Raw genomic sequence first — 19187 nt, 5'->3', positions numbered from 1 at the left:
TTTTATAAATTCCCTATTGCATAATTATTCATTTTTATGTATAATTATAAACATCAAATGAATGTAACGCACCCTGGCGTGCGAAAAAGGAGTTTTAACATGAATGCAAAGAAACAGTATAACAAGGTAGTGCTTGCGTATTCCGGCGGTCTCGACACCTCCATCATCATCCCGTGGCTCAAGGAAACCTACGGCGTAAAAGATGTGGTCGCGGTATGCGGCAACGTCGGCCAGGGCAAGGAGCTCGACGGCCTGTATGAAAAAGCCATCCATACCGGGGCTTCCGATGCGTATATCGAAGACCTTACGGAGGAATTCATTACCGATTACGTATACCCGACAATGCAGGCGGGCGCGGTGTACGAGGGCAAATACCTGCTTGGGACCTCCTTTGCGCGCCCGGTGATTGCGAAACGCCTTGTGGAAATCGCAAAGGAAGTGGGCGCGGACGCCATCTGCCACGGCGCGACCGGCAAGGGCAACGACCAGGTGCGGTTCGAGCTCACCGTAAAGGCGCTCGCCCCGGAGCTTGACATCATCGCCCCCTGGCGTATCTGGGATATTAAGTCCCGCGAAGAGGAAATTGAATACGCCGCGGCGCGCAACATTCCCGTCCCGGTGGATAAAGAACACAATTACAGTATGGATGCGAATATCTGGCACCTGTCGCATGAGGGCTCCGACCTCGAGGACCCGTGGAACGAACCGAAGGACGACCTGTATATGATCTGCAAAACGCCCGAGGAAGCGCCGGACAAGCCGTGCTACTTCACCATCGAATTTGAACAGGGTATCCCGGTTTCCATCGACGGTAAAAAATACGGCCCGGTCGAGCTCGTCACCAAGCTGAACGAGCTTGGCGCGGAAAACGGCGTAGGCATCGACGACCTCGTGGAAAACCGTCTCGTGGGCATGAAAAGCCGCGGCGTATATGAAAATCCCGGCGGACGTATCCTCTATACGGCGCATGCAGGGCTTGAAATGCTGACGCTCGATAAAGACACCATGCACTACAAGGAAGGCGTGGCCGCAAAATACGCGGAGCTCGTCTATGACGGAAAATGGTTCTGCCCGCTGCGCGAGGCGCTGGCGGCGTTTGTAACCGAAACGCAGAAGACGGTTACGGGCACGGTGCGCATGAAGCTTTATAAGGGCAACTGCACGCACGTGGGCCTCAAGTCCCCCTACTCCCTGTACAGCGAAGAGTTTGCCACCTTTGGCGAGGACGAGGTTTATGACCACAAGGATGCGGAGGGCTTCATCAACCTGTTCGGCCTGCCGCTCAAGGTTCGCGCCCTCGCGCTCAAAGATAAGGAAATCTGATTTTCATAATGACACAATGATATATCCCCCGGCTTAGCCGGGGGATATTTTTATATACGGACGGCGGCCTCTTGTTTTGGCGGCCCCCATATTACGGCCCTGGTGTTTTTAATGGCAAGTTTTAATATTGATGCTGTTTGCCAATTCAAAATTGTTTATATATGTACTACTAATATAAGGAGTGAACACTATGGCAAGAACACAACGAAGCGCTATTACCTTTGGGCTGGTGCATATCCCCGCTGAACTGTACGCCGCTACGCAGGACAACGACCTCCATTTCAACCAGCTCGTCAAAGGCCTCAACGAGCGGATTCAATATAAAAAGACCTGTCCCTCGTGCAAGAAGGAGCTGAAAAACGAAGATATTGTGAAGGGCTTCCAATACGAGAAAGATAAGTATGTCGTCATAACGGACGACGACTTTGAAAAAATAAAAACAGACAGGGACAGGTCTATCCAGATCATGCTTTTCACCGGCCTTGACGATATAGACCCGATTTACTATAACAAATCGTATTATATCCTGCCGGAAAAAGGCGGCGAGAAAGCATTCGAGCTCCTCAGGCAGGCGATGTACGAAGAAAAGAAAGTGGCGGTAGGCAAAACGGTGCTTGGCAATAACGAAACGCTTTTGGTGCTGATCCCCCAAAAAGACGGCATTCTTATGGAAACCCTATACTATTTTGACGAAGTAAAGGAAATTCCGAAGGAATTGCCAAAAAGCAAACCGGGCAAAGAAGAATTGAGTATGGCGAAGCAATTGATCGACGCCATGGACGGCGAATTCAAACCGGAGCAGTACAAAGACGAATACCAGGAAAGGCTGCGCAGTATGATCGAAAAAAAGATCGAGGGACAGGAAATTGTCGCGCCGAAACAGGAAACGGGAAGCAACATTATCGACCTTATGGACGCGCTCAAGGCCAGCCTGGATAAGGGCGGAAATAAAAAGCAGGGCCGGAAAGCGGCAGGGAAATAATGGACGCCTTTGATGATAAAAGCCTGAAACCCATGCTGATCGGAAAAGAAGGCCCGCCATTTGACGACGACAGCTATTATTTCGAGCTGAAGCTGGACGGCGAACGCTGCCTCGCTTATCTTGACGACGCGGGCACTGTGCTTATCAACAGGCGGGGCAGCAAGGTGCTTCCCAAAATGCCGGAACTGGCCGACATACACAAGCAGGCGGCTAAAAAATGCATACTGGACGGCGAACTGGTCGTTACGGTGGATGGCAGGCTGGATTTTGATGAAATAAACCGGCGGTGGCTGATGTCAAATAAAGCGAGTATAGATATGGCCTCCAAAACAAGGCCCGCCACCTTCGTTGCGTTCGATATCCTTTATTCGGAAGGAACCCTTCTGACCGAAAGGCCCCTGTACGAGAGGAAACGGCTGCTTGAAGATATCGTCAGGGAAAACAACCGTATATCGGTGTCAAGATATGTCGAAGGTCAGGGAGTACCGTTCTTTGAACTGGTGCGCAAGGAAGGACTGGAAGGAATCGTGGCTAAATCCAGGCGCAGCATCTACTACCCCGGCAAGCGCACATCTGACTGGATCAAAATCAAAAACCTGCTGGAAGATGATTTTGTTGTGTGCGGATATCTGCAGAAATCAGAACACATTGCGAGCATTGTCCTTGGCCAATATGATGAATACGGCACGCTTTTCTATGCGGGGCATGCGGCGCTGGCCGCCGCCCGCGAGGACTTTAAAAAGATTAAGGCGCAGGAAAAGACGGATGCGCAGCCTTTTGGCCAAAAGCTGCCCCCGGGAAACGAAAATGCCGTTTGGATAGAGCCAAGCCTGGTGTGCATTGTCTCGTTCCTGAACCGGACGGCGGGCGGAGGATTGCGGCATCCTTTATATAAAGGACTCAGGTTGGACAAGGCTCCCAAGGAAGCGGTATACATAAAACGGTGAACCATGGATTGGGGGTTAACATTCATCGTAATTGCAGAGGTGTGAAACGTATATGGATAAAAAACTGGGCGAATATAACCGCAAACGGAAATTTGACAAAACAGGCGAGCCGCACGGAACCGTATCAAAGAAGCATGCGGGGCGGCTCCGGTTTGTCGTGCAGCATCACATAGCAAGCCGGGACCATTATGATTTCCGGCTGGAATGGAACGGCGTGCTGAAAAGCTGGGCGGTGCCGAAGGGGCCGTCCTACGACAGCCACGATAAGCGGCTGGCGGTCCAGGTGGAAGATCATCCGCTCGATTACCGCAGCTTTGAAGGAACGATACCAAAGGGCGAATACGGCGGAGGCGTTGTAATGGTCTGGGACGAAGGCTATTGGACTCCCCTGGTCGGCGTGGATGAAGGGCTGGAACAAGGGTCGCTTAAATTTACGCTGGAAGGAAGCAGGCTGGAAGGCAAATGGGCGCTGGTACGCATGAAACCCAGGCAGGGAGAAAAAGGAAACAACTGGCTGCTCATAAAGGAAAAAGATCAATACGAAAACGCATATGATATAACGCGGTTTAATTCCAGCGTAAAAACCGGGCGGACGATGGCTGAAATAGAAAGAGGAAACAAGGCAATCGACATGAATAAAAGGGATATGGCTGATGCCGTGAAAAAAACCAAACCGGTAACCGGGCGAAACGCGGCGGATGTGAAAATAACAAGCCCGGATAAGGCGCTGTATCAGGAAACCGGCATTACCAAAGGAGACGTGGCAAAATACTATATGGAGATATCCGCGAGGATGCTGCCTTACATCGAGAACAGGATCATAAGCACGGTCCGCTGCCCCGGCGGGATAGAAAGCGCATGCTTTTATAAAAAGCATCCTGAAAAAGGCGCGGGGGTCATGGCCGTTCCCGTGACCAATAAAGACAGCAAAACGGAGGATTATTTTTATGTGCCGGACGCTTACGGGCTGATGACAGAGGTGCAGATGAATACGCTGGAATTCCATACCTGGGGAAGCCGTGTGGAATCCCTGGAGAAACCGGATATAATGGTGTTTGACCTGGACCCGGATGAAGGAATGGACCTGGCAAGGATCAGGCAGGGCGTAAGGGATTTAAAGGGCATGCTGGACCAGCTTTCCCTGGTATCTTACTTGAAAACAAGCGGCGGAAAAGGCTATCATATCGTAATTCCCCTTAAGCCCAAAGCAGATTGGGACGCCTTCCACGATTTCGCCAGAAACATCGCGAAAACAATGGAAGCGATGTGGCCTGACCGCTACACGAGCAATGTCAGGAAGGAACAGCGAAAGGGCAGGATTTTTATAGACTGGATCAGGAACGGCAGGGGCGCCACAAGCGTCGCGCCATACTCTTTAAGGGCCAGGGACGGCGCGCCCGTATCCATGCCGATCCCGTGGAAAGAGCTGGATAAAATTGCGCCCAGGGATATTAAAATGGCGGACGCGGTTTCGAGGTCGCGCCAGGACGACCCATGGGAAGGGTTCTTTGAAAACGACCAGCAGCTGAAATAGCGGGAGGCTTTTGCCTTAACACCCGCAAACGGGCGGCCGGTTCCTGCCCGTTTGTTTTTCCTGGCCGGGACGCGGCCAATGGTTCGCTGCAGCTAAAAAGCCGGTATCCGCGGGATACCGGCTTTTTCCTTCTTTTGAGGTTTACGAGAACTGGCTGTTGTAAAGCGCGGCATAAACGCCGCCCAGTTCCATCAGCTCGCCGTGCGTCCCTTGCTCCACCAGGTCGCCGTCCTTTAGCACGAGGATTAAATCCGCGTCGAATATGGTGGACAGCCTGTGGGCAATCTGGAAATTGGTCCGCCCCGCCGTCAGCTTTTTCATCGCGTCCGTCATCAGCTTTTCCGTGCGCGTATCCACAGAGCTCGTCGCCTCGTCGAGGATCAGTATCTGCGGGTTGGCGCAGAACGCACGCGCGATTGTAAGCAGCTGCTTCTGCCCGGAAGACAGGTTTCCCGCGCTTTCGTCAATCATGGTGTCGTATCCCTCGGGCAGCGTGCGGATGAAATAATCGGCGTTCGCCATTTTGCACGCATCCTCCACCTCTTCGTCCGTCGCCTCCGGCCGTCCATAACGGATATTGTCGCGGATGCTGGCGGAATAAAGCCACGTGTCCTGCAGCACCATCCCAAACAGGCTGCGCACGTTCTGGCGCGTCATATCGGTGGTGTCCACCCCGTCAATTTTAATCGCCCCGCCGCTTAAGTCGTAAAACCGCATCAGCAGGTTAATCAGCGTCGTTTTCCCGGCGCCGGTCGGGCCGCATATCCCCACCTTTTGCCCATGCCTGATTTCCGCGTTCATGTCCGTAATCAAAATACGGTCGGGCGAATACCCGAATTTTACATGCTCAAAGGTAATGTGTCCCTCCGTTTTGCCGATGTGGACGGCGTCCTCTTTCTCCGCCGGTATCTCCGGCTCGTCCAAAAATTCAAACACGCGTTCCGCCGCGGCAAGGGTGCTTTGCATCATGTTGACAATGTTGGAGGTCTGGATAATGGGCTGCGTAAACTGCTGCATATATTGCAGGAACGCCTGGATCGCGCCAATGGTCAGCGATCCGCCCGCCGTCAGGAAGCCGCCCAGGATACAAATCCCCACATATCCGAGGTTCCCGACAAGGTTGGTGGCGGGCATCATAATCGAGGACGCGAATTGCGCGCGGCGGGCATTTTCGTTGAGCGTATCGTTCATTTCGTCAAACTCATGCTGCGCGCGGTCCTCCGCGCCGTATAATTTCAATACGTCGTGCCCCGCGTAATGCTCCTCCACATAGCTGTTCACGGCCCCGAGGCCCTGCTGCTGTCCCTGGAAAAACTTCTGGGATTTTTTTGCGATGCGCGAGCACACAAACAGCGCAGCCGGGAGCACCACAAGCGCAATCAGCGCCATCTGCCAGTTCAGGGTAAACATCATGACGACAATGCCGATAATTGTAAAGACCGCCGTCAAAAGCTGCGTCATGATCTGCTGGAGCGAGGTTGATATCGTTTCAATATCCGTTGTCGTGCGGGATAATACGTCCCCGTGCGTGTGCGTATCGTAATAATTCAGCGGAAGCCTTTGAATCTTCCGGTCGACGTTTTCCCGCAGGTCAAACATCGCTCGCTGCGCGACCTGCGCCGTAATTTTCTGCTGCAAATACGTAAAAAACGCGGAAAGCCCGTAAATGGCGACAAGGAGCATCAGCACCATCTTTAAGACGGGCATCTCTCCCGCTTTGAGGGGCGGGCCGACATAGTTTCCCTCCGCGTCGACGTTCTCGCGGATTTTCTCGATGCCCGCCAGTTCGGGATTGTTGACGTCGAGGCTCAATTCGCCCGTCTGGTTATATTGCGCGCGCATGGTAATTACGTTCGTCGCCGTTCCAAGGACGCGCGGGCCGGTAATCAGGAACACAACCCCCACGATTGCGCAAATCAGGAGGAAAACCACTTTTTTCCCGTAAGGTTTGAAGTAGCCGACCAGCCGTTTCGCGGCCGAATCCTTTTTCGGTGATTTCCTGCTCATTCCTCCCCACCTCCCCCGGCTAACTGCGTTCTGGCAATCTGCGCGTAAATATCACAGGTCCGGAGCAGCTCTTCGTGCGTTCCCTCCCCGATTATTTTTCCCTCGTCCATCACCAGTATTTTATCCGCATTCATGATCGTGCCGACCCGCTGGGCCACGATAATAACGGTCGCATCCTGCGTGTTTTCCCGGATCGCCTGACGCACCGCCGCGTCGGTTTTAAAATCCAGCGCCGAAAAGCTGTCGTCAAACACAAAAATGTTCGCGTCCGTCGCCATGGCGCGCGCAATCGCAAGACGCTGGCGCTGTCCGCCCGATACATTGGTTCCCCCCTCCGCGACAGGGTCGTCATATCCCAGTTCTTTCTTGGAAATAAAGTCGTCCGCCTGCGCGATACGCGCGGCGCGCTTCATCTTCTCGTCGCTCAAATTTTCGTTGGAAAAGGCGATGTTGGAACGGATGGTTCCCGCGAACAGGTTGGATTTTTGCGGCACATAGGCAATCCGCCTGCGGAGCGCGGCAAGATCGTATTCCCGCACATCCACGCCGTCCACCAAAACCGTGCCCTGTGCGGGGTCGCGCAGCCGCGGGATCATACAAATCACGGATGATTTTCCGCTGCCCGTCGCGCCGATAAGCGCGGTCGTCTGCCCCGGCATCGCGGTAAAGCTGATCCCGGAGACCGCCGGGGTGTCCGAATTTCCATACGTAAGCGTCACATCGCGAAATTCCACGGTCCCGGTCTTTTTTTCCGGGATTTTAGCATCCTTTGCATCGGTAATGACGGGCTCTATTTCAAGCACCTCCATAATACGCTCCGCGCATACGCTTGCGCGCGGCATCAGCGCGAAAATCAGCGACATCATCACCAGCGCATACATAATCAGCATCAGGTACTGGATCAGCGCCATCATATCGCCTACCTGGATGACGCCCATGGAAATCTGCTGCCCGCCGAACCATACTACGGCCACCGTTCCAAGATTGATAATCAGCATCAAAAGGGGCATCAGCGTAGATACCTTTACCTGTGATTTGGTAGAGGTCTGCGTCATATCCTCATTGGCCGCTTCAAACCTCTTTTCTTCCCTCTGCTCCGCCGTGAAAGCGCGCACAACGCGTACCCCGGTAATGTTTTCGCGTATCACAAGATTCACCTTGTCAAGCTTCGACTGCATCGACCGGAAAAGCGGAAACGCACTGCGGAGCACAAGCACAAGGAACACCACGATAACCGGCATACAAACGACCAGCACCATCGCAAGCGTCGAATTCTTTTGGAATGCAAGCGCAATACCGCCAATGCACATGATCGGAGCCAGAATAATCACACGGAAGAGCATAATGGTAAAATTCTGCACCTGCAAAATATCGTTTGTGGAACGCGTCGTCAGGGACGACGTCCCCACCCTGTCAAACTCCTCCAGCGTAAACCGGCCGATATGGCGGAACAGCTTTTTGCGCGTGTCCGTGCAGAACCCCACCGCCACCTTGGAAGCAAAATATCCCACGCCGATTGCGGATGCCGATCCCGCAAGCGTAATGCAGATCATGATAACCCCGGCCGTAACAATATAATTCATATCGCCCTGAACGACCCCCCGGTCGATAATAAGCGACATCATCGATGGCAGCATCAGCATGGAAAACGCCTGCACAAAAAGCAGCAGGACCATGAGCAGGAGCTGCTTTCCATATGGTTTCAATCCCCTGTACAGCTTTAACATACCGTCCCCCCTTATTTATTTTTCATAATATATCCGGCATTGAATACCCGAGCGAGAGCATAAGTACAAAATAACAAACCGCCGCCGCGACCGCCAGCACAATACCGGTGACCGAGCAGATTTGTTTTCCCTTATATGGGCTTTTTCTCCCCTTGCTGCCAAGGATAAGCGCGATGACCGCGCAGGCGAACCCGATCCAGAACCAACCCCCGTCCAAAAGCACGGTAAACGAAAGCGCGCCGAGCGCAACATTCAGTCCGGACCAGATTTTCATTCCTTTTGTCTGCATCATGTTATCCTTTTTCAGCATCCTCGTTTATGCTTCGTCATTCAATTTTCTTGCTGTCGGATTTCACGGATATCTTTCCGGCGCCAAACGGCAATAGGCCCGCTCCTCCGGACGCCGCCGTCCAGCGCCGTTTTTTAACCGGAGCCTTACCGGGTGTGCCGCAACGCTTCATCCGCGTTATTTTTTATGTGCGAGCTTGCCGGAGCAGGCTTCCGCAAACAGGGCCACGCCGCCCGCAATCAGGTAAATCGCGAATATCCATTCCATGGTAAACCAGCCCGCAATGGGCGCGCAGATAATCAGGATGCCCAGCACCAGGTTGATAATACCGCTCGCAAGTATCCATCCGGCGCCCGGTTCGCCCGCTTTTTTAAACGCGCCGTACGACGAAACCTGCGTGATCCCGCCGAACAGGGCAAAGAACCCGATAATAAACGAAAAGGTGGAAATCATATTGATCTTTCCGTACTGTCCGCCCAGCGCTTCCGCAAGGATCATAATGCCGAGGAGCGTAAAAATAATTCCGTTGGCAACCGTCCACCCGTTGCGGTAATCGGCGGGAGTGCGTACGTATGCGATAATCTCAAAAATCCCGTAAGCGGCAAATCCAATCGTCACCAGATAGGCAATCCCCAGCCCCATAATAAGCGGCGCGCAGAAAATCAGGATGCCCACCGCCACCATGCAGATGGCAATAACGATCCCGGCCGTTTTATTGCCGCCCGTCATTTTACGGGCCATACCGTTCATGCCCGACCGCCGCGTAGTCCTCTGTTCATTCCGGTTGTTCTCATTCTCCATAGTTTTATGATTCCTCCTGTTCATTTAATTATTTTCGCTTGATGCGTTCATAATTATTCCATTTCCAGTATACCCTTTTTCTCCGCACAGCGGCAACCCCTGCGGCAGTTCCAATGAAAATTTTTCATGCCAAAAACAAGGCCTGTCGTGCCACAATTTTCATTTTCTCCATCGGTATAAACCTGCGGCGCGGAATTCCGGATACCGGATATCGTGTTTCCGCATCACTGGTAAAACCAATTAATTTTTCCCCTGCCATTCGTTTTCCCGGCGAATTGCAATTTTCCCGGACTGTTTAGATTTTCAATTTTTTACGGTTTATATCTTGACTTCTTTAGTTAGCAATGGTAAACTTGCATGTGGAAACGGGTTAGTAAAAGCTAACCAATGTGTTTTACCAAACTATTAGCCTTAGCTAATTGAAAAGGAGTATTTATTATCATGCCGCTTACATTTGCAACTGCTGGAAAGAAGGCTTTTATCTGCAAAATCAAGGGAAAAGACGATGTACGCCATTTTCTTGGAAGTCTTGGTTTCGTGGAGGGCGAACATGTGACCGTTGTATCTGAAATGGGCGGAAACATGATCGTAAACGTAAAAGATACGCGCATCGCGATCAGCAAAACGATGGCAAACCGCATTATGGTTGCGGACGCGTAATCCCTGTTTGCCTGAAAACGCTTTTGCGTTTGGAAGTATTGTATTTTTGCGCCATCTGGCGCGGACCGGAAAGGAGGAACGGTATGAAGCAGGAAACGTCCGGAACAAAAACCCTTCGCACTGCCCAGTGCGGCGAGACGGTAACCATAATGAAACTGACCGGCTCGGGTGCAATCAAGCGCAGGATCATGGATATGGGCCTTACCAAAGGAACCCGGGTCTATGTACGCAAGGTAGCGCCCCTTGGCGATCCGGTAGAAGTCACTGTACGGGGCTACGAGCTTTCGATCCGCAAAGCGGATGCCGACATGATCGAGGTCGGCTGATACGGCTCAGGAGCATCGCAGGGATTTTCCCCTGCATTTTTTCGGAACGGTTGTTAGCAATTGCTAACTTTTGAGAGGAGGAAGCAAATGAAATTTGCACTGGCAGGCAACCCCAACTGCGGTAAAACCACCATGTTCAATAACCTCACAGGTGCGTCGCAGTACGTCGGCAACTGGCCGGGCGTAACGGTTGAAAAAAAAGAAGGAAAACTAAAAGACCACAGGGATATCATCGTAACAGACCTACCGGGTATCTATTCCCTGTCCCCCTACACGCTGGAAGAGGTTGTTGCACGGAATTATTTACTCGCAGAACATCCTGACGTTATTATCGACATCGTAGACGCAACAAACATTGAACGCAACCTGTACCTCACGACCCAGCTTCTTGAAACGGGCATCCCGGTTGTCATCGCGCTCAACATGATGGATGTAATCAAAAAACGCGGTGATAAAATCGATATTAAAAAGCTGAGCGAAAAACTCGGCTGCCCCATCGTCGAAACCTCGGCGCTCAAGGGCTCGGGGCTTTCAAAGCTGATTGAAACGGCGACCGCGTCTGCAAAGACGGCGGCGCTGCAGCCCATTGTACATAAATTCGCGGCAGACGTAGAGTCTTCGCTTACGGACATCGAGGGAATTCTTTCCGGCGTCGTCGACCAAAAGAGCCTCCGCTGGTACGCAATCAAGCTGTTCGAGCGGGACGAAAAAGTGGAAGCGCAGTTCAAGTTCAAGGCCGACACCAGGGACAAAATCAACGAAATCATCAAGCTGTGCGAAAACCAATATGACGACGACAGCGAAAGTATCATCACCAATGAGCGTTACCTTTTCATCCATGGCCTGATGCGCGAATGCGTAAAAAAGCGGGAAGAACAAATGACGATTTCCGACCGGATCGACCGTGTGGTAACCAACCGCGTCGCGGCTATCCCGATCTTTATCGGCGTAATGTTCCTCGTATACTTCATTTCCGTCAGCTGGCTGGGCACCATTGTAACCGACTGGACGAACGACGTCCTCTTCGGCGAATACATTTCCGGCTGGGCTTCGGACGGCCTTGCGGCAATCGGCGCGGCGGACTGGGCCCAGAGCCTCGTGGTCGACGGTATCATCGGCGGCGTGGGCGCAATCATCGGCTTTGTGCCCCAGATGCTTATCCTGTTCGTGCTGCTCGCGCTGCTGGAAGACTGCGGCTATATGGCGCGCGTTGCTTTCATCATGGACCGTATCTTCCGTAAATTCGGGCTGTCCGGCAAATCCTTCATCCCGATGCTGGTCGCTTCCGGCTGCGGCGTTCCCGGCATCATGGCAAGCCGTACCATTGAAAACGAGTCCGACCGGCGCATGACAATCATGACAACGACGTTTGTCCCGTGCGGGGCGAAGCTTCCCATCATCGCCCTGATCGCGGGCGCAATGTTCCCGGAAAATTCCTGGTGGCTCGCGCCGTGCGCGTACTTCCTCGGGATCGGCATGGTAATTATTTCGGGCATTATCCTGAAAAAAACCAAGCCGTTTGCGGGCGAGCCGGCTCCCTTTGTGATGGAGCTTCCCCAATATCGCGTACCGGGCGCCAAGGGCGTGCTGATCCACATGTGGGAACGCGGGAAATCCTTCATCATCAAGGCCGGTACCATCATTTTTGCTTCCACCGTCGTGATCTGGCTGCTGAGCAACTTCAACACGTCGTTTGAAATGGTGGATATCAATGAAAGCATGCTGGCGGGAATCGGAAACGCCATCGCCCCGGTTTTTGCACCGCTTGGTTTTGGCGACTGGCAGTCCTCCGTCGCGACGATCACCGGCCTTGTGGCCAAGGAAAATGTCGTCGCAACGATGGGCGTCCTGCACGGAATCGCAGAGGCGACCGAGGAAAGCGCGGCGTTGCTTGCCAGCGTAGCCGGCACATTCACGGTGGTCAGCGCATTTTCCTTCATGGCATTCAACCTGCTGTGCGCTCCCTGCTTCGCGGCAATCGGTGCAATCAAGCGTGAAATGAACAGCGCGAAATGGACATGGGCGGCAATCGGCTACCAGACGCTCCTCGCTTATGTGGTTGCGTTCATCATCTTCCAGCTTGGCAGTGTGTTTGTCCTCGGGCAGCCGTTCGGCGTCGGCGCCGTCATAGCGATCGCGCTCATCGCGCTCATCGTATGGCTGATGGCGCGCAAGGGCTACGATCCGTCCAAAAGGAAGGCGTCCCTATCCGCTGTGGAGGCCAATTCATAAATAGCCGGTCCGAACAGATTCTCCTAAACGCTGGGCCGGTCCTTCCGGCCCAGCCAAAACAAAATCCGGCAGGATAAAACCCGCCGGATTTTTGTTTTTCCTTTTCGGCAGTAAAAAAAGCTTCCATACCGGAAGCTTTTCCCGCCGCTTATGATTGATGGTGCTCCTGCACATATTCCCTGATCCGGTCAAAGGTACGAACACTGATAATATGCTCGATCCGGCATGCGTCCTGCTCCGCAATATCGGGCTCTACGCCAAGCGTTTCAATCAGGAATTCCTGGATCAGCGTATGCCGTTCATAAATTTCCCTTGCCGTTTTCAGTCCCTTCTCCGTCAGCTCGATAAAGCCGCTTTTATCCATCGTAATATAATCCTGCTTCTTTAAGATGCTCATCGCCCTGCTGACGCTGGGCTTGGAATAGTCAAGCTTATTTGCAATGTCAATCGAACGGACGCAGCCGAGCTTCTTTTGCAGGAGTAAAATTGTCTCCAGATAGTTTTCCCCAGATTCGCGCATTCCGCCTTCCCCTCCGTTTCTTCGTCTCCGAAGTTATTGCCTTTATTGTAACATACGGTCCCTTTGTTCTCAAATATATTTTTGATATGCGGGGTTGACAAATACCGGGATAAGTGGTAAACTTTAATCATGGTTAGCAGAGACTAACCATGATTTTACAAACGGAGTTAGTCAAGGCTAATTCCAGTGCAACGTTTGCCGCGCAAGGCAAACCGGCATGCAGGTTAATCCCCCGCGTGCCGCAAAAAAAAGATACGTTCCCCATACGTACATACTCCTGATATGCTTCGCGCCGGGTCCATGGCCGATGACCTCCGGCCCCTGGCCCGGCGAAAATCAGGAACCCGGCGAAAGGGAGCGAAGGAGGCGTTAAAGTGAATCCGGGAACCATACTCGTAGTTGTAATCGTAGCCGTTCTCTTCGGGCTTTCCATCTGGGGACTCATCCGGCAGCAAAAAAAAGGAGGATGCTGCGGTTCATGCAAAGGCTGTTCGCATTCATCCTCCTGCCATAAGGGTTCCACCCATAAAATTTGACCCCCCATTCTTAAATACAGACCTCCGGAAAGACGGCCGATGCCATGGCCGTTTTTTCATTTGGCAATAAACAGGCATTAAAATTCCCTGTCTTGCTTGACAGCAAAATTTTACTCTGCTATAATGCAACGGATTAGTACAATAATCCAATAAACAGGAGGAGCGGTATCTTCCTGTTGGATATGCGCCGCAAAAAGCACCGCCGGGTGCGCGGCGCATGGCGCACCACTTTTTCGTATTGTTAGGCCTTCGGATACGCGAAGGCCTATTATTTTTAGATATTGGGTCCGTGGAACAGGCCGCGGCAAACAGGTAAAGCTACGCCGGAGAGCGCCCCTTGCGCCCGGCCGGGAGGAAAAAATGGAACAATCAGGAATCCTGAACCAAAGTATCTACAAGACGTTTTTCAAATACGTCTCCCTGAATGTGCTGAGCATGCTCGGGGTTTCCCTTTATGTCCTTGCAGACACGTTTTTTGTCGCAAACGGCGTCGGCGCAGACGGGCTTGTTGCGCTGAACCTCGCGCTGCCCGTATTCAGCCTTATCAACGGAACGGGCCTCCTCATCGGCATCGGTTCCGCGACGCTTTTTTCCATCGCCACAGGCAAAGGAAAGCAGGATGCGGGCAGCCGCATCTTCACACAATCCTTTATTTTAGCGGCTGTCGTCGGCGTTATCCTCACGCTGTGCGGGCTTTTTTGGAACCGTCCTATCGCGGTAATGCTCGGCGCAAACGACGAGCACATTATCTCCATGACCGCCACCTACCTAAAGCTTCTGATGACATTTTCCTGCGCGTTTATCATCAATAACCTGCTTGTCGCGTTTGTGCGCAACGACGGAAATCCCCGCCTCGCGATGTTCGGCATGCTTGGCAGCTGCCTTTTCAATATCGTGTTCGATTATATCTTTGTCTTTCCGCTGCAGCTCGGCATCTTCGGCGCGGCGCTTGCAACCGGGGTTGCCCCTATTCTGAGCCTGGTCATCCTGTCGGCGCATTTTTCCCGTAAAAAGAACCACTTCCGGCTTATTCGGACCCGCATAAACCGCAAGGAACTCGCACATTCCATCTTTACGGGTATCCCTTCTTTTGTCACCGAGTTTTCCTCCGGTATAATCATTTTCCTGTTTAATATGACAATCATCGGAATCGCCGGGGATATCGGCGTGGCCGCATACGGCATTGTCGCCAACCTTGCGCTTGTGTGCATTGCAATATTCACGGGCGTTGGCCAGGGAATTCAGCCTGTGGTCAGCGTAAATTACGGTGCGGGGCGCATAGGCAATGTGCTGCGGACCTATCTCCTCGGAGCGGCGCTCGCATTTGTACTCGGTGGCCTGTTTTACCTCGCCGCCCTGTTTTTCCCGGACCAGATCGCCTCCATTTTCAACAGTGAGGGAAATGGGCAGCTGCAAGCGCTCACACGGGACGGACTGTCAGTTTATTTCCTCGGTTTCCTCTTCGCGGGAATCAATGTGGTGACGACCTCGTTTTTTGCCTCCATTGCGCGGCCCAGGCCTTCGTTCCTGCTTTCCGTGCTGCGCGGGTTTGCGCTCATTATCCCCGGGCTGCTCCTGCTGCCGGGAATATTCGGCCTCAACGGCGTATGGATGACCGTCCCCCTCGCCGAGTTGCTGACCTTTGCCTGCTGCATCGCGTTTGTCGTATCGTTTTTCAAACGGCACCGTCCGCAGTCCCCGGCAATCAAATCCAATTGATTGACTTTGCGGATTGGCTTTGGTACGATTTTATTGGTGCGGCGTTACGGCCCGCCTTCCGGGATTTTCCTGTGTTTTGCGCATACCGCAATAAAAGCAGCGTACCCGGATGGCCCTGACAATTCTTTTAATACCGGATGAGGTGAATTTATGACGCAATGGGATTCTGCACTCTACCTGAAATATGAGCAGGAACGTACCCAGCCCTCCCGCGACCTCGCGGCGCGCCTTCCCCAAAAAGGCGTTGCACGCGTCCTTGATGTCGGCTGCGGTCCCGGAAACAGTACGCATGTGCTGCGCAGGCATTATCCCGGCGCATATGTTTTGGGGGTGGACGGCTCCGAGGATATGGTCGGCCGCGCACGGCAAACATATCCGCAGGAAAACTGGCAGGTATGCAAGGCCCCCGATGGCTTCCGGCGGCTGCCCCATGATTTTGACGTTGTATTTTCAAACGCCTGTATCCAGTGGATTCCAAGCCATCATACCCTGGTTCCCGCCATGATGGAACTCATAAGGCCGGGCGGAATGCTCGCCGTGCAGGTTCCCATGAATTTCCACGAGCCGGTTCACCGGATTATCGAGGCAGTGGTCCACTCCGCAAAATGGAACGGTTCCTTTTCCGAAAAGCGCATCTTCCATACGCTTGCGCCCGAGGAATACTACGCCCTCCTGTCCGGAATTTCATCAAACGTTTCCCTCTGGCAGACTACCTATTACCACATTATGGATTCCGTGGAGGATATACTCGACTGGTATCGTGGAACGGGCCTGCGGCCTTATCTTGAACAATTGGGCCCCGATGAAAAAGATTCATTTGAAGGGGATATCCGCAGGCTTCTCGGCGAAAGTTATCCAGCGCAAAAAAACGGTAAAATCATTTTCCGTTTCCCGCGCTTCTTTTTCACCGCCGTAAAATAGCGCAAAGGGCAATGGATAAGTAATAAGTAATAGTTAATAATGATTGTGCCGCGGTACGCGGCGGATCATATGCGGATACGAAAAAACATAGCATATAAGTATAAAAGAAGCTGCCCCGAGGCAGCCTCTTTTTGTTCAATCCTGTGATCCCTGCACAAACGGCACGTCGTGCGCCACGTCGGAGACGCTCCAGTTATCCGTGCTGGGAATATTTTGCGGGTCGACGTCGGGGCGTTCCTCCGGCAAGCCGGCGAGCACAAGCTGCCTGCGGATTGCGGCAGTCTCTTCGTCGTCCGCATCCCCGTCGCGGATCACGCACGTCGTTCCCGGTGCAATATTGAACCACATCCACTTCGCATCCGGTACGGTAAGGCGGATACATCCGTGTGAATCGGCGGTTCCCATCTTTTCCCATACCTCGTCAATATAGGTCGACGTATCGAACTCTTTATACAGGATCGTATGGAAATAAATCGCCCCTTCTATTTGCGTCCAATATTGTCCATATGTCTTATCGCGGGCAAATTGGCTGAACCGCACATGGTAATTGTCCATTTTAAACGTTCCCTTGGGCGTGCAGTCGTCCTTTCCGGTGGAACACAGCATATAGCGTACGGGAACCGTATAATCGCCGTTTTCGTCCCTGGAATAGACCATCGTCACCTGGTGCTCGATATCCACAATAATCTTATAGGTGTCCGCTGCCGGAAATCCCTCCGGATATTGGTCGCGGGTCCCGTCGTCGCTCATCACCAGCTCCTCAAACGTCATGTCCACGGTGGGCGCAACTTTAGAGAACGGGTCGCATTCCTTCGCGTTTCCCGAATAAAGGAGCTTCTGGGTTTTCTCCCCGGCAATTCCGTCCGCTTGCAGGGCATTCTGCTTCTGGAAAGCCGCAACCGCCAGCCTCGTCATGGAGCCGTAATAATCCGTCGCCTTATCCTGCACAAGATATCCAAGCTTCATCAGCTCTTCCTGCAAGGCTTTTACTTCCGGCCCCTGCGCGCTTTCGCTGAGCACCGTATATGCTTCCGGCGAAGGAGAAGGAGAAGGCGTCGGCTCAGCCGAAGCCGTTTGTACCGGCGTTTCGCTTGCCGCAGGCTCCGGTTCTTCCTTTGCGCATCCAAAGCCCATGCCCACGCAGAGCATGAGCGCAATGATAAAACAGCCCGCCTTCTTGAAATCCATTTTCAATCCTTTCCCCCGCCTGATATGTCAATTACAATTCGCCGAGCAGCCTTTTTGCCTGCCGGATATGCTCCTGCACCATTTCAGGCGCAGGACCGCCGGGCACATTCCGTGTATGTACACACGTTTCGAGGCTGATTGCGTCAAAAATATCTTCCCCGGCTTCCGGCGCAAACTGCCGGATTTCCTCCAGCGTCAGGTCGTCGAGCGCTTTTCCATGCTGCTCGCAGTACAGCACCAGGTGCCCTACCACCGCGTGCGCGTCGCGGAACGCCATTCCGTTTTTGACGAAATAATCCGCCGCGTCCGTGGCGTTCGTAAAACCGAGGCCCGCCCCGGCCCGCAGCCGGTCCTTCTTCCATTCCGCCGTCTTCAGCATCCCGTTCATAACCCTCAAACAGGCCATAAGCGTATCTGCCGCGTCAAAGGCGCTCTCCTTGTCTTCCTGCATATCCTTATTATAGGCGAGCGGCAGCCCCTTCATCACCGTGAGCATCGCCATAAGATCGCCGTAGACCCTTCCCGTTTTACCGCGGATCAGCTCCGCCATATCGGGGTTTTTCTTTTGCGGCATAATGCTTGACCCGGTAGAGTAGGCATCCGAAAGCCGGAGCGTTCCATATTCGTTGGTGGAAAAGAGAATAATCTCCTCGCACAGGCGCGAAAGATGCATCATGCACACCGAGGCCGCCGCAAGGTATTCAAGCGCAAAGTCCCGGTCTGAAACCGAATCGAGGCTGTTGCGCGTTATGCCCGACATGTGAAGCTCTTCCGCCACCATCTCCCGGTCGATCGGATAGGTCGTCGCACACAGCGCCCCCGCCCCGAGCGGCAGGACGTCCGTCCGCTTTTTGCAGTCCATGAACCGCTGGATATCGCGGTAGAACATTTCAAAATAGGCCATCATATAATGCCCGAGCGTCGTGGGCTGCGCTTTTTGCAGATGGGTGTACGCCGTCATGATGGTATCGATGTTTTCCTCGGCGATATCCACAAGCGTACCGCAGAGCGCCGTCAGGTATTCCACGGTCTCATCCGCCATGCGCTTCATATAAAGCCGAAAATCCGTCGCGACCTGGTCGTTGCGGCTGCGCCCCGTATGCAGCTTTTTGCCCGTATCGCCGATCCGTTCGGTCAGCAGCCGCTCAATATTCATATGAATGTCTTCATCGTGCACGGAGAACTCCACCCTGCCCGCATCGATATCGTCCAGGATCGATTCCAGTCCTTCCACAATCCTGTCCGCATCTCCCTGCGGAATAATGCCCTGTGCGCCGAGCATATGCGCATGCGCAATGCTTCCCGCGATATCCTCGCGGTACATGCGGCTGTCAAAGCCGATAGAGGACTGAAAGCCCTCCGCAAACTCATCCGTATTTTCCTCGAACCGTCCGCCCCATAATTTCGACATCAATCATTACTCCTACTATTTTTCTGTATATTATCTATTATAACACAAAAAAAGACAGCGCTAC

At 53.0% G+C, this 19187-nt stretch carries 17 protein-coding genes; 10 read left to right on the top strand and 7 right to left on the bottom strand.

Going from position 1 to position 19187, the window contains the following annotated elements; all coding sequences use genetic code 11:
- The first annotated feature begins 99 nt into the window (after positions 1–99).
- The 4 genes from BBD38_RS09245 (at position 100) to ligD (ending at position 4786) form a co-directional block, all read left to right on the top strand.
- On the top strand, positions 100–1323 hold the full coding sequence (locus BBD38_RS09245; RefSeq protein WP_066687255.1) for an argininosuccinate synthase: 1224 nt from the start codon (positions 100–102) through the stop codon (positions 1321–1323).
- A gap of 190 nt (positions 1324–1513) precedes the next feature.
- A complete protein-coding gene (gene ku, locus BBD38_RS09240) occupies positions 1514–2305 on the top strand; it encodes a non-homologous end joining protein Ku (protein ID WP_066687253.1) in 792 nt (263 codons plus the stop codon).
- On the top strand, positions 2305–3252 hold the full coding sequence (locus BBD38_RS09235) for an ATP-dependent DNA ligase (RefSeq protein ID WP_066687251.1): 948 nt from the start codon (positions 2305–2307) through the stop codon (positions 3250–3252). Before ku ends, BBD38_RS09235 begins: the two co-directional genes overlap by 1 nt.
- 52 nt (positions 3253–3304) lie before the next feature.
- Positions 3305–4786, top strand: coding sequence for a non-homologous end-joining DNA ligase (gene ligD / locus BBD38_RS09230; RefSeq protein ID WP_066687249.1), 1482 nt, complete (start codon positions 3305–3307; stop codon positions 4784–4786).
- Between the two features lie 141 nt (positions 4787–4927).
- Here the strand turns inward: ligD and BBD38_RS09225 are convergent, their stop codons facing one another.
- The 4 genes from BBD38_RS09225 to BBD38_RS09210 form a co-directional block, all read right to left on the bottom strand.
- Positions 4928–6793, bottom strand: a complete 1866-nt coding sequence (locus tag BBD38_RS09225; RefSeq protein ID WP_066687247.1) for an ABC transporter ATP-binding protein — start codon at positions 6791–6793, stop codon at positions 4928–4930.
- Positions 6790–8520 carry an ABC transporter ATP-binding protein gene (locus tag BBD38_RS09220; protein ID WP_066687245.1) on the bottom strand — a complete coding sequence of 577 codons (1731 nt, stop codon included), beginning with the start codon at positions 8518–8520 and terminating at the stop codon, positions 6790–6792. Before BBD38_RS09220 ends, BBD38_RS09225 begins: the two co-directional genes overlap by 4 nt.
- A 22-nt stretch (positions 8521–8542) precedes the next feature.
- Positions 8543–8812 carry a hypothetical protein gene (locus BBD38_RS09215; protein ID WP_147568133.1) on the bottom strand — a complete coding sequence of 90 codons (270 nt, stop codon included), beginning with the start codon at positions 8810–8812 and terminating at the stop codon, positions 8543–8545.
- A 174-nt stretch (positions 8813–8986) separates the two neighbouring features.
- Positions 8987–9610, bottom strand: a complete 624-nt coding sequence (locus BBD38_RS09210; RefSeq protein WP_066687241.1) for an HdeD family acid-resistance protein — start codon at positions 9608–9610, stop codon at positions 8987–8989.
- Positions 9611–10051: 441 nt separating this feature from the next.
- On the opposite strand from BBD38_RS09210, the gene BBD38_RS09200 reads away from it, so the two are divergent.
- The 3 genes from BBD38_RS09200 to feoB all read left to right on the top strand — a co-directional run bounded on the left by BBD38_RS09200 (position 10052) and on the right by feoB (position 12828).
- Positions 10052–10270 (top strand): FeoA family protein, encoded by a 219-nt coding sequence (locus BBD38_RS09200; RefSeq protein ID WP_066687237.1) that lies wholly within the window; start codon positions 10052–10054, stop codon positions 10268–10270.
- An 83-nt stretch (positions 10271–10353) separates the two neighbouring features.
- Entirely contained in the window at positions 10354–10596 is a 243-nt protein-coding gene (locus tag BBD38_RS09195) for a FeoA family protein (protein ID WP_066687235.1), read from the top strand.
- 87 nt (positions 10597–10683) lie between these two features.
- Entirely contained in the window at positions 10684–12828 is a 2145-nt protein-coding gene (gene feoB, locus BBD38_RS09190; protein ID WP_066687233.1) for a ferrous iron transport protein B, read from the top strand.
- A gap of 148 nt (positions 12829–12976) precedes the next feature.
- Here feoB and BBD38_RS09180 read toward each other — a convergent pair whose 3' ends face one another.
- The gene (locus tag BBD38_RS09180; RefSeq protein ID WP_066687228.1) at positions 12977–13348 is read right to left on the bottom strand and encodes a metal-dependent transcriptional regulator; all 372 of its coding nucleotides are present in this window, start codon (positions 13346–13348) and stop codon (positions 12977–12979) included.
- Between the two features lie 374 nt (positions 13349–13722).
- Between BBD38_RS09180 and BBD38_RS15195 the strand changes: the two genes are divergently transcribed.
- The 3 genes from BBD38_RS15195 (at position 13723) to BBD38_RS09170 (ending at position 16524) form a co-directional block, all read left to right on the top strand.
- Positions 13723–13884, top strand: a complete 162-nt coding sequence (locus BBD38_RS15195) for a FeoB-associated Cys-rich membrane protein (protein WP_147568132.1) — start codon at positions 13723–13725, stop codon at positions 13882–13884.
- 360 nt (positions 13885–14244) lie between these two features.
- Positions 14245–15603 carry an MATE family efflux transporter gene (locus BBD38_RS09175; protein ID WP_066687226.1) on the top strand — a complete coding sequence of 453 codons (1359 nt, stop codon included), beginning with the start codon at positions 14245–14247 and terminating at the stop codon, positions 15601–15603.
- A gap of 150 nt (positions 15604–15753) precedes the next feature.
- Positions 15754–16524, top strand: coding sequence for a methyltransferase domain-containing protein (locus BBD38_RS09170; RefSeq protein WP_066687223.1), 771 nt, complete (start codon positions 15754–15756; stop codon positions 16522–16524).
- A 135-nt stretch (positions 16525–16659) separates the two neighbouring features.
- Here BBD38_RS09170 and BBD38_RS09165 read toward each other — a convergent pair whose 3' ends face one another.
- Complete coding sequence (locus tag BBD38_RS09165; protein WP_147568131.1) at positions 16660–17712, bottom strand: L,D-transpeptidase family protein; 1053 nt, start codon at positions 17710–17712, stop codon at positions 16660–16662.
- A gap of 31 nt (positions 17713–17743) precedes the next feature.
- A complete protein-coding gene (argH, locus tag BBD38_RS09160) occupies positions 17744–19123 on the bottom strand; it encodes an argininosuccinate lyase (protein WP_066687219.1) in 1380 nt (459 codons plus the stop codon).
- Positions 19124–19187: the final 64 nt, after the last annotated feature.

It is taken from the genome of Christensenella intestinihominis, assembly GCF_001678845.1.
GTDB lineage: Bacteria > Bacillota > Clostridia > Christensenellales > Christensenellaceae > Christensenella > Christensenella intestinihominis.
The sequence above is the reverse complement of the archived record's forward strand: the minus strand, read 5'-3'. Positions and strand labels throughout refer to the sequence as shown.

Bases quoted from the DNA above. Each gene is read 5' to 3' on its own strand.
- BBD38_RS09235 (WP_066687251.1), top strand. From the start codon at position 2,305: ATGGACGCCTTTGATGATAAAAGCCTGAAACCCATGCTGATCGGAAAA.
- BBD38_RS09215 (WP_147568133.1), bottom strand. From the start codon at position 8,812: ATGATGCAGACAAAAGGAATGAAAATCTGGTCCGGACTGAATGTTGCG.
- BBD38_RS09210 (WP_066687241.1), bottom strand. From the start codon at position 9,610: ATGGAGAATGAGAACAACCGGAATGAACAGAGGACTACGCGGCGGTCG.
- BBD38_RS09175 (WP_066687226.1), top strand. From the start codon at position 14,245: ATGGAACAATCAGGAATCCTGAACCAAAGTATCTACAAGACGTTTTTC.
- BBD38_RS09245 (WP_066687255.1), top strand. From the start codon at position 100: ATGAATGCAAAGAAACAGTATAACAAGGTAGTGCTTGCGTATTCCGGC.
- BBD38_RS09225 (WP_066687247.1), bottom strand. From the start codon at position 6,793: ATGAGCAGGAAATCACCGAAAAAGGATTCGGCCGCGAAACGGCTGGTC.
- argH (WP_066687219.1), bottom strand. From the start codon at position 19,123: ATGTCGAAATTATGGGGCGGACGGTTCGAGGAAAATACGGATGAGTTT.
- feoB (WP_066687233.1), top strand. From the start codon at position 10,684: ATGAAATTTGCACTGGCAGGCAACCCCAACTGCGGTAAAACCACCATG.
- BBD38_RS09170 (WP_066687223.1), top strand. From the start codon at position 15,754: ATGACGCAATGGGATTCTGCACTCTACCTGAAATATGAGCAGGAACGT.
- BBD38_RS09165 (WP_147568131.1), bottom strand. From the start codon at position 17,712: ATGGATTTCAAGAAGGCGGGCTGTTTTATCATTGCGCTCATGCTCTGC.
- ligD (WP_066687249.1), top strand. From the start codon at position 3,305: ATGGATAAAAAACTGGGCGAATATAACCGCAAACGGAAATTTGACAAA.
- BBD38_RS09220 (WP_066687245.1), bottom strand. From the start codon at position 8,520: ATGTTAAAGCTGTACAGGGGATTGAAACCATATGGAAAGCAGCTCCTG.
- BBD38_RS09200 (WP_066687237.1), top strand. From the start codon at position 10,052: ATGCCGCTTACATTTGCAACTGCTGGAAAGAAGGCTTTTATCTGCAAA.
- ku (WP_066687253.1), top strand. From the start codon at position 1,514: ATGGCAAGAACACAACGAAGCGCTATTACCTTTGGGCTGGTGCATATC.
- BBD38_RS09180 (WP_066687228.1), bottom strand. From the start codon at position 13,348: ATGCGCGAATCTGGGGAAAACTATCTGGAGACAATTTTACTCCTGCAA.
- BBD38_RS09195 (WP_066687235.1), top strand. From the start codon at position 10,354: ATGAAGCAGGAAACGTCCGGAACAAAAACCCTTCGCACTGCCCAGTGC.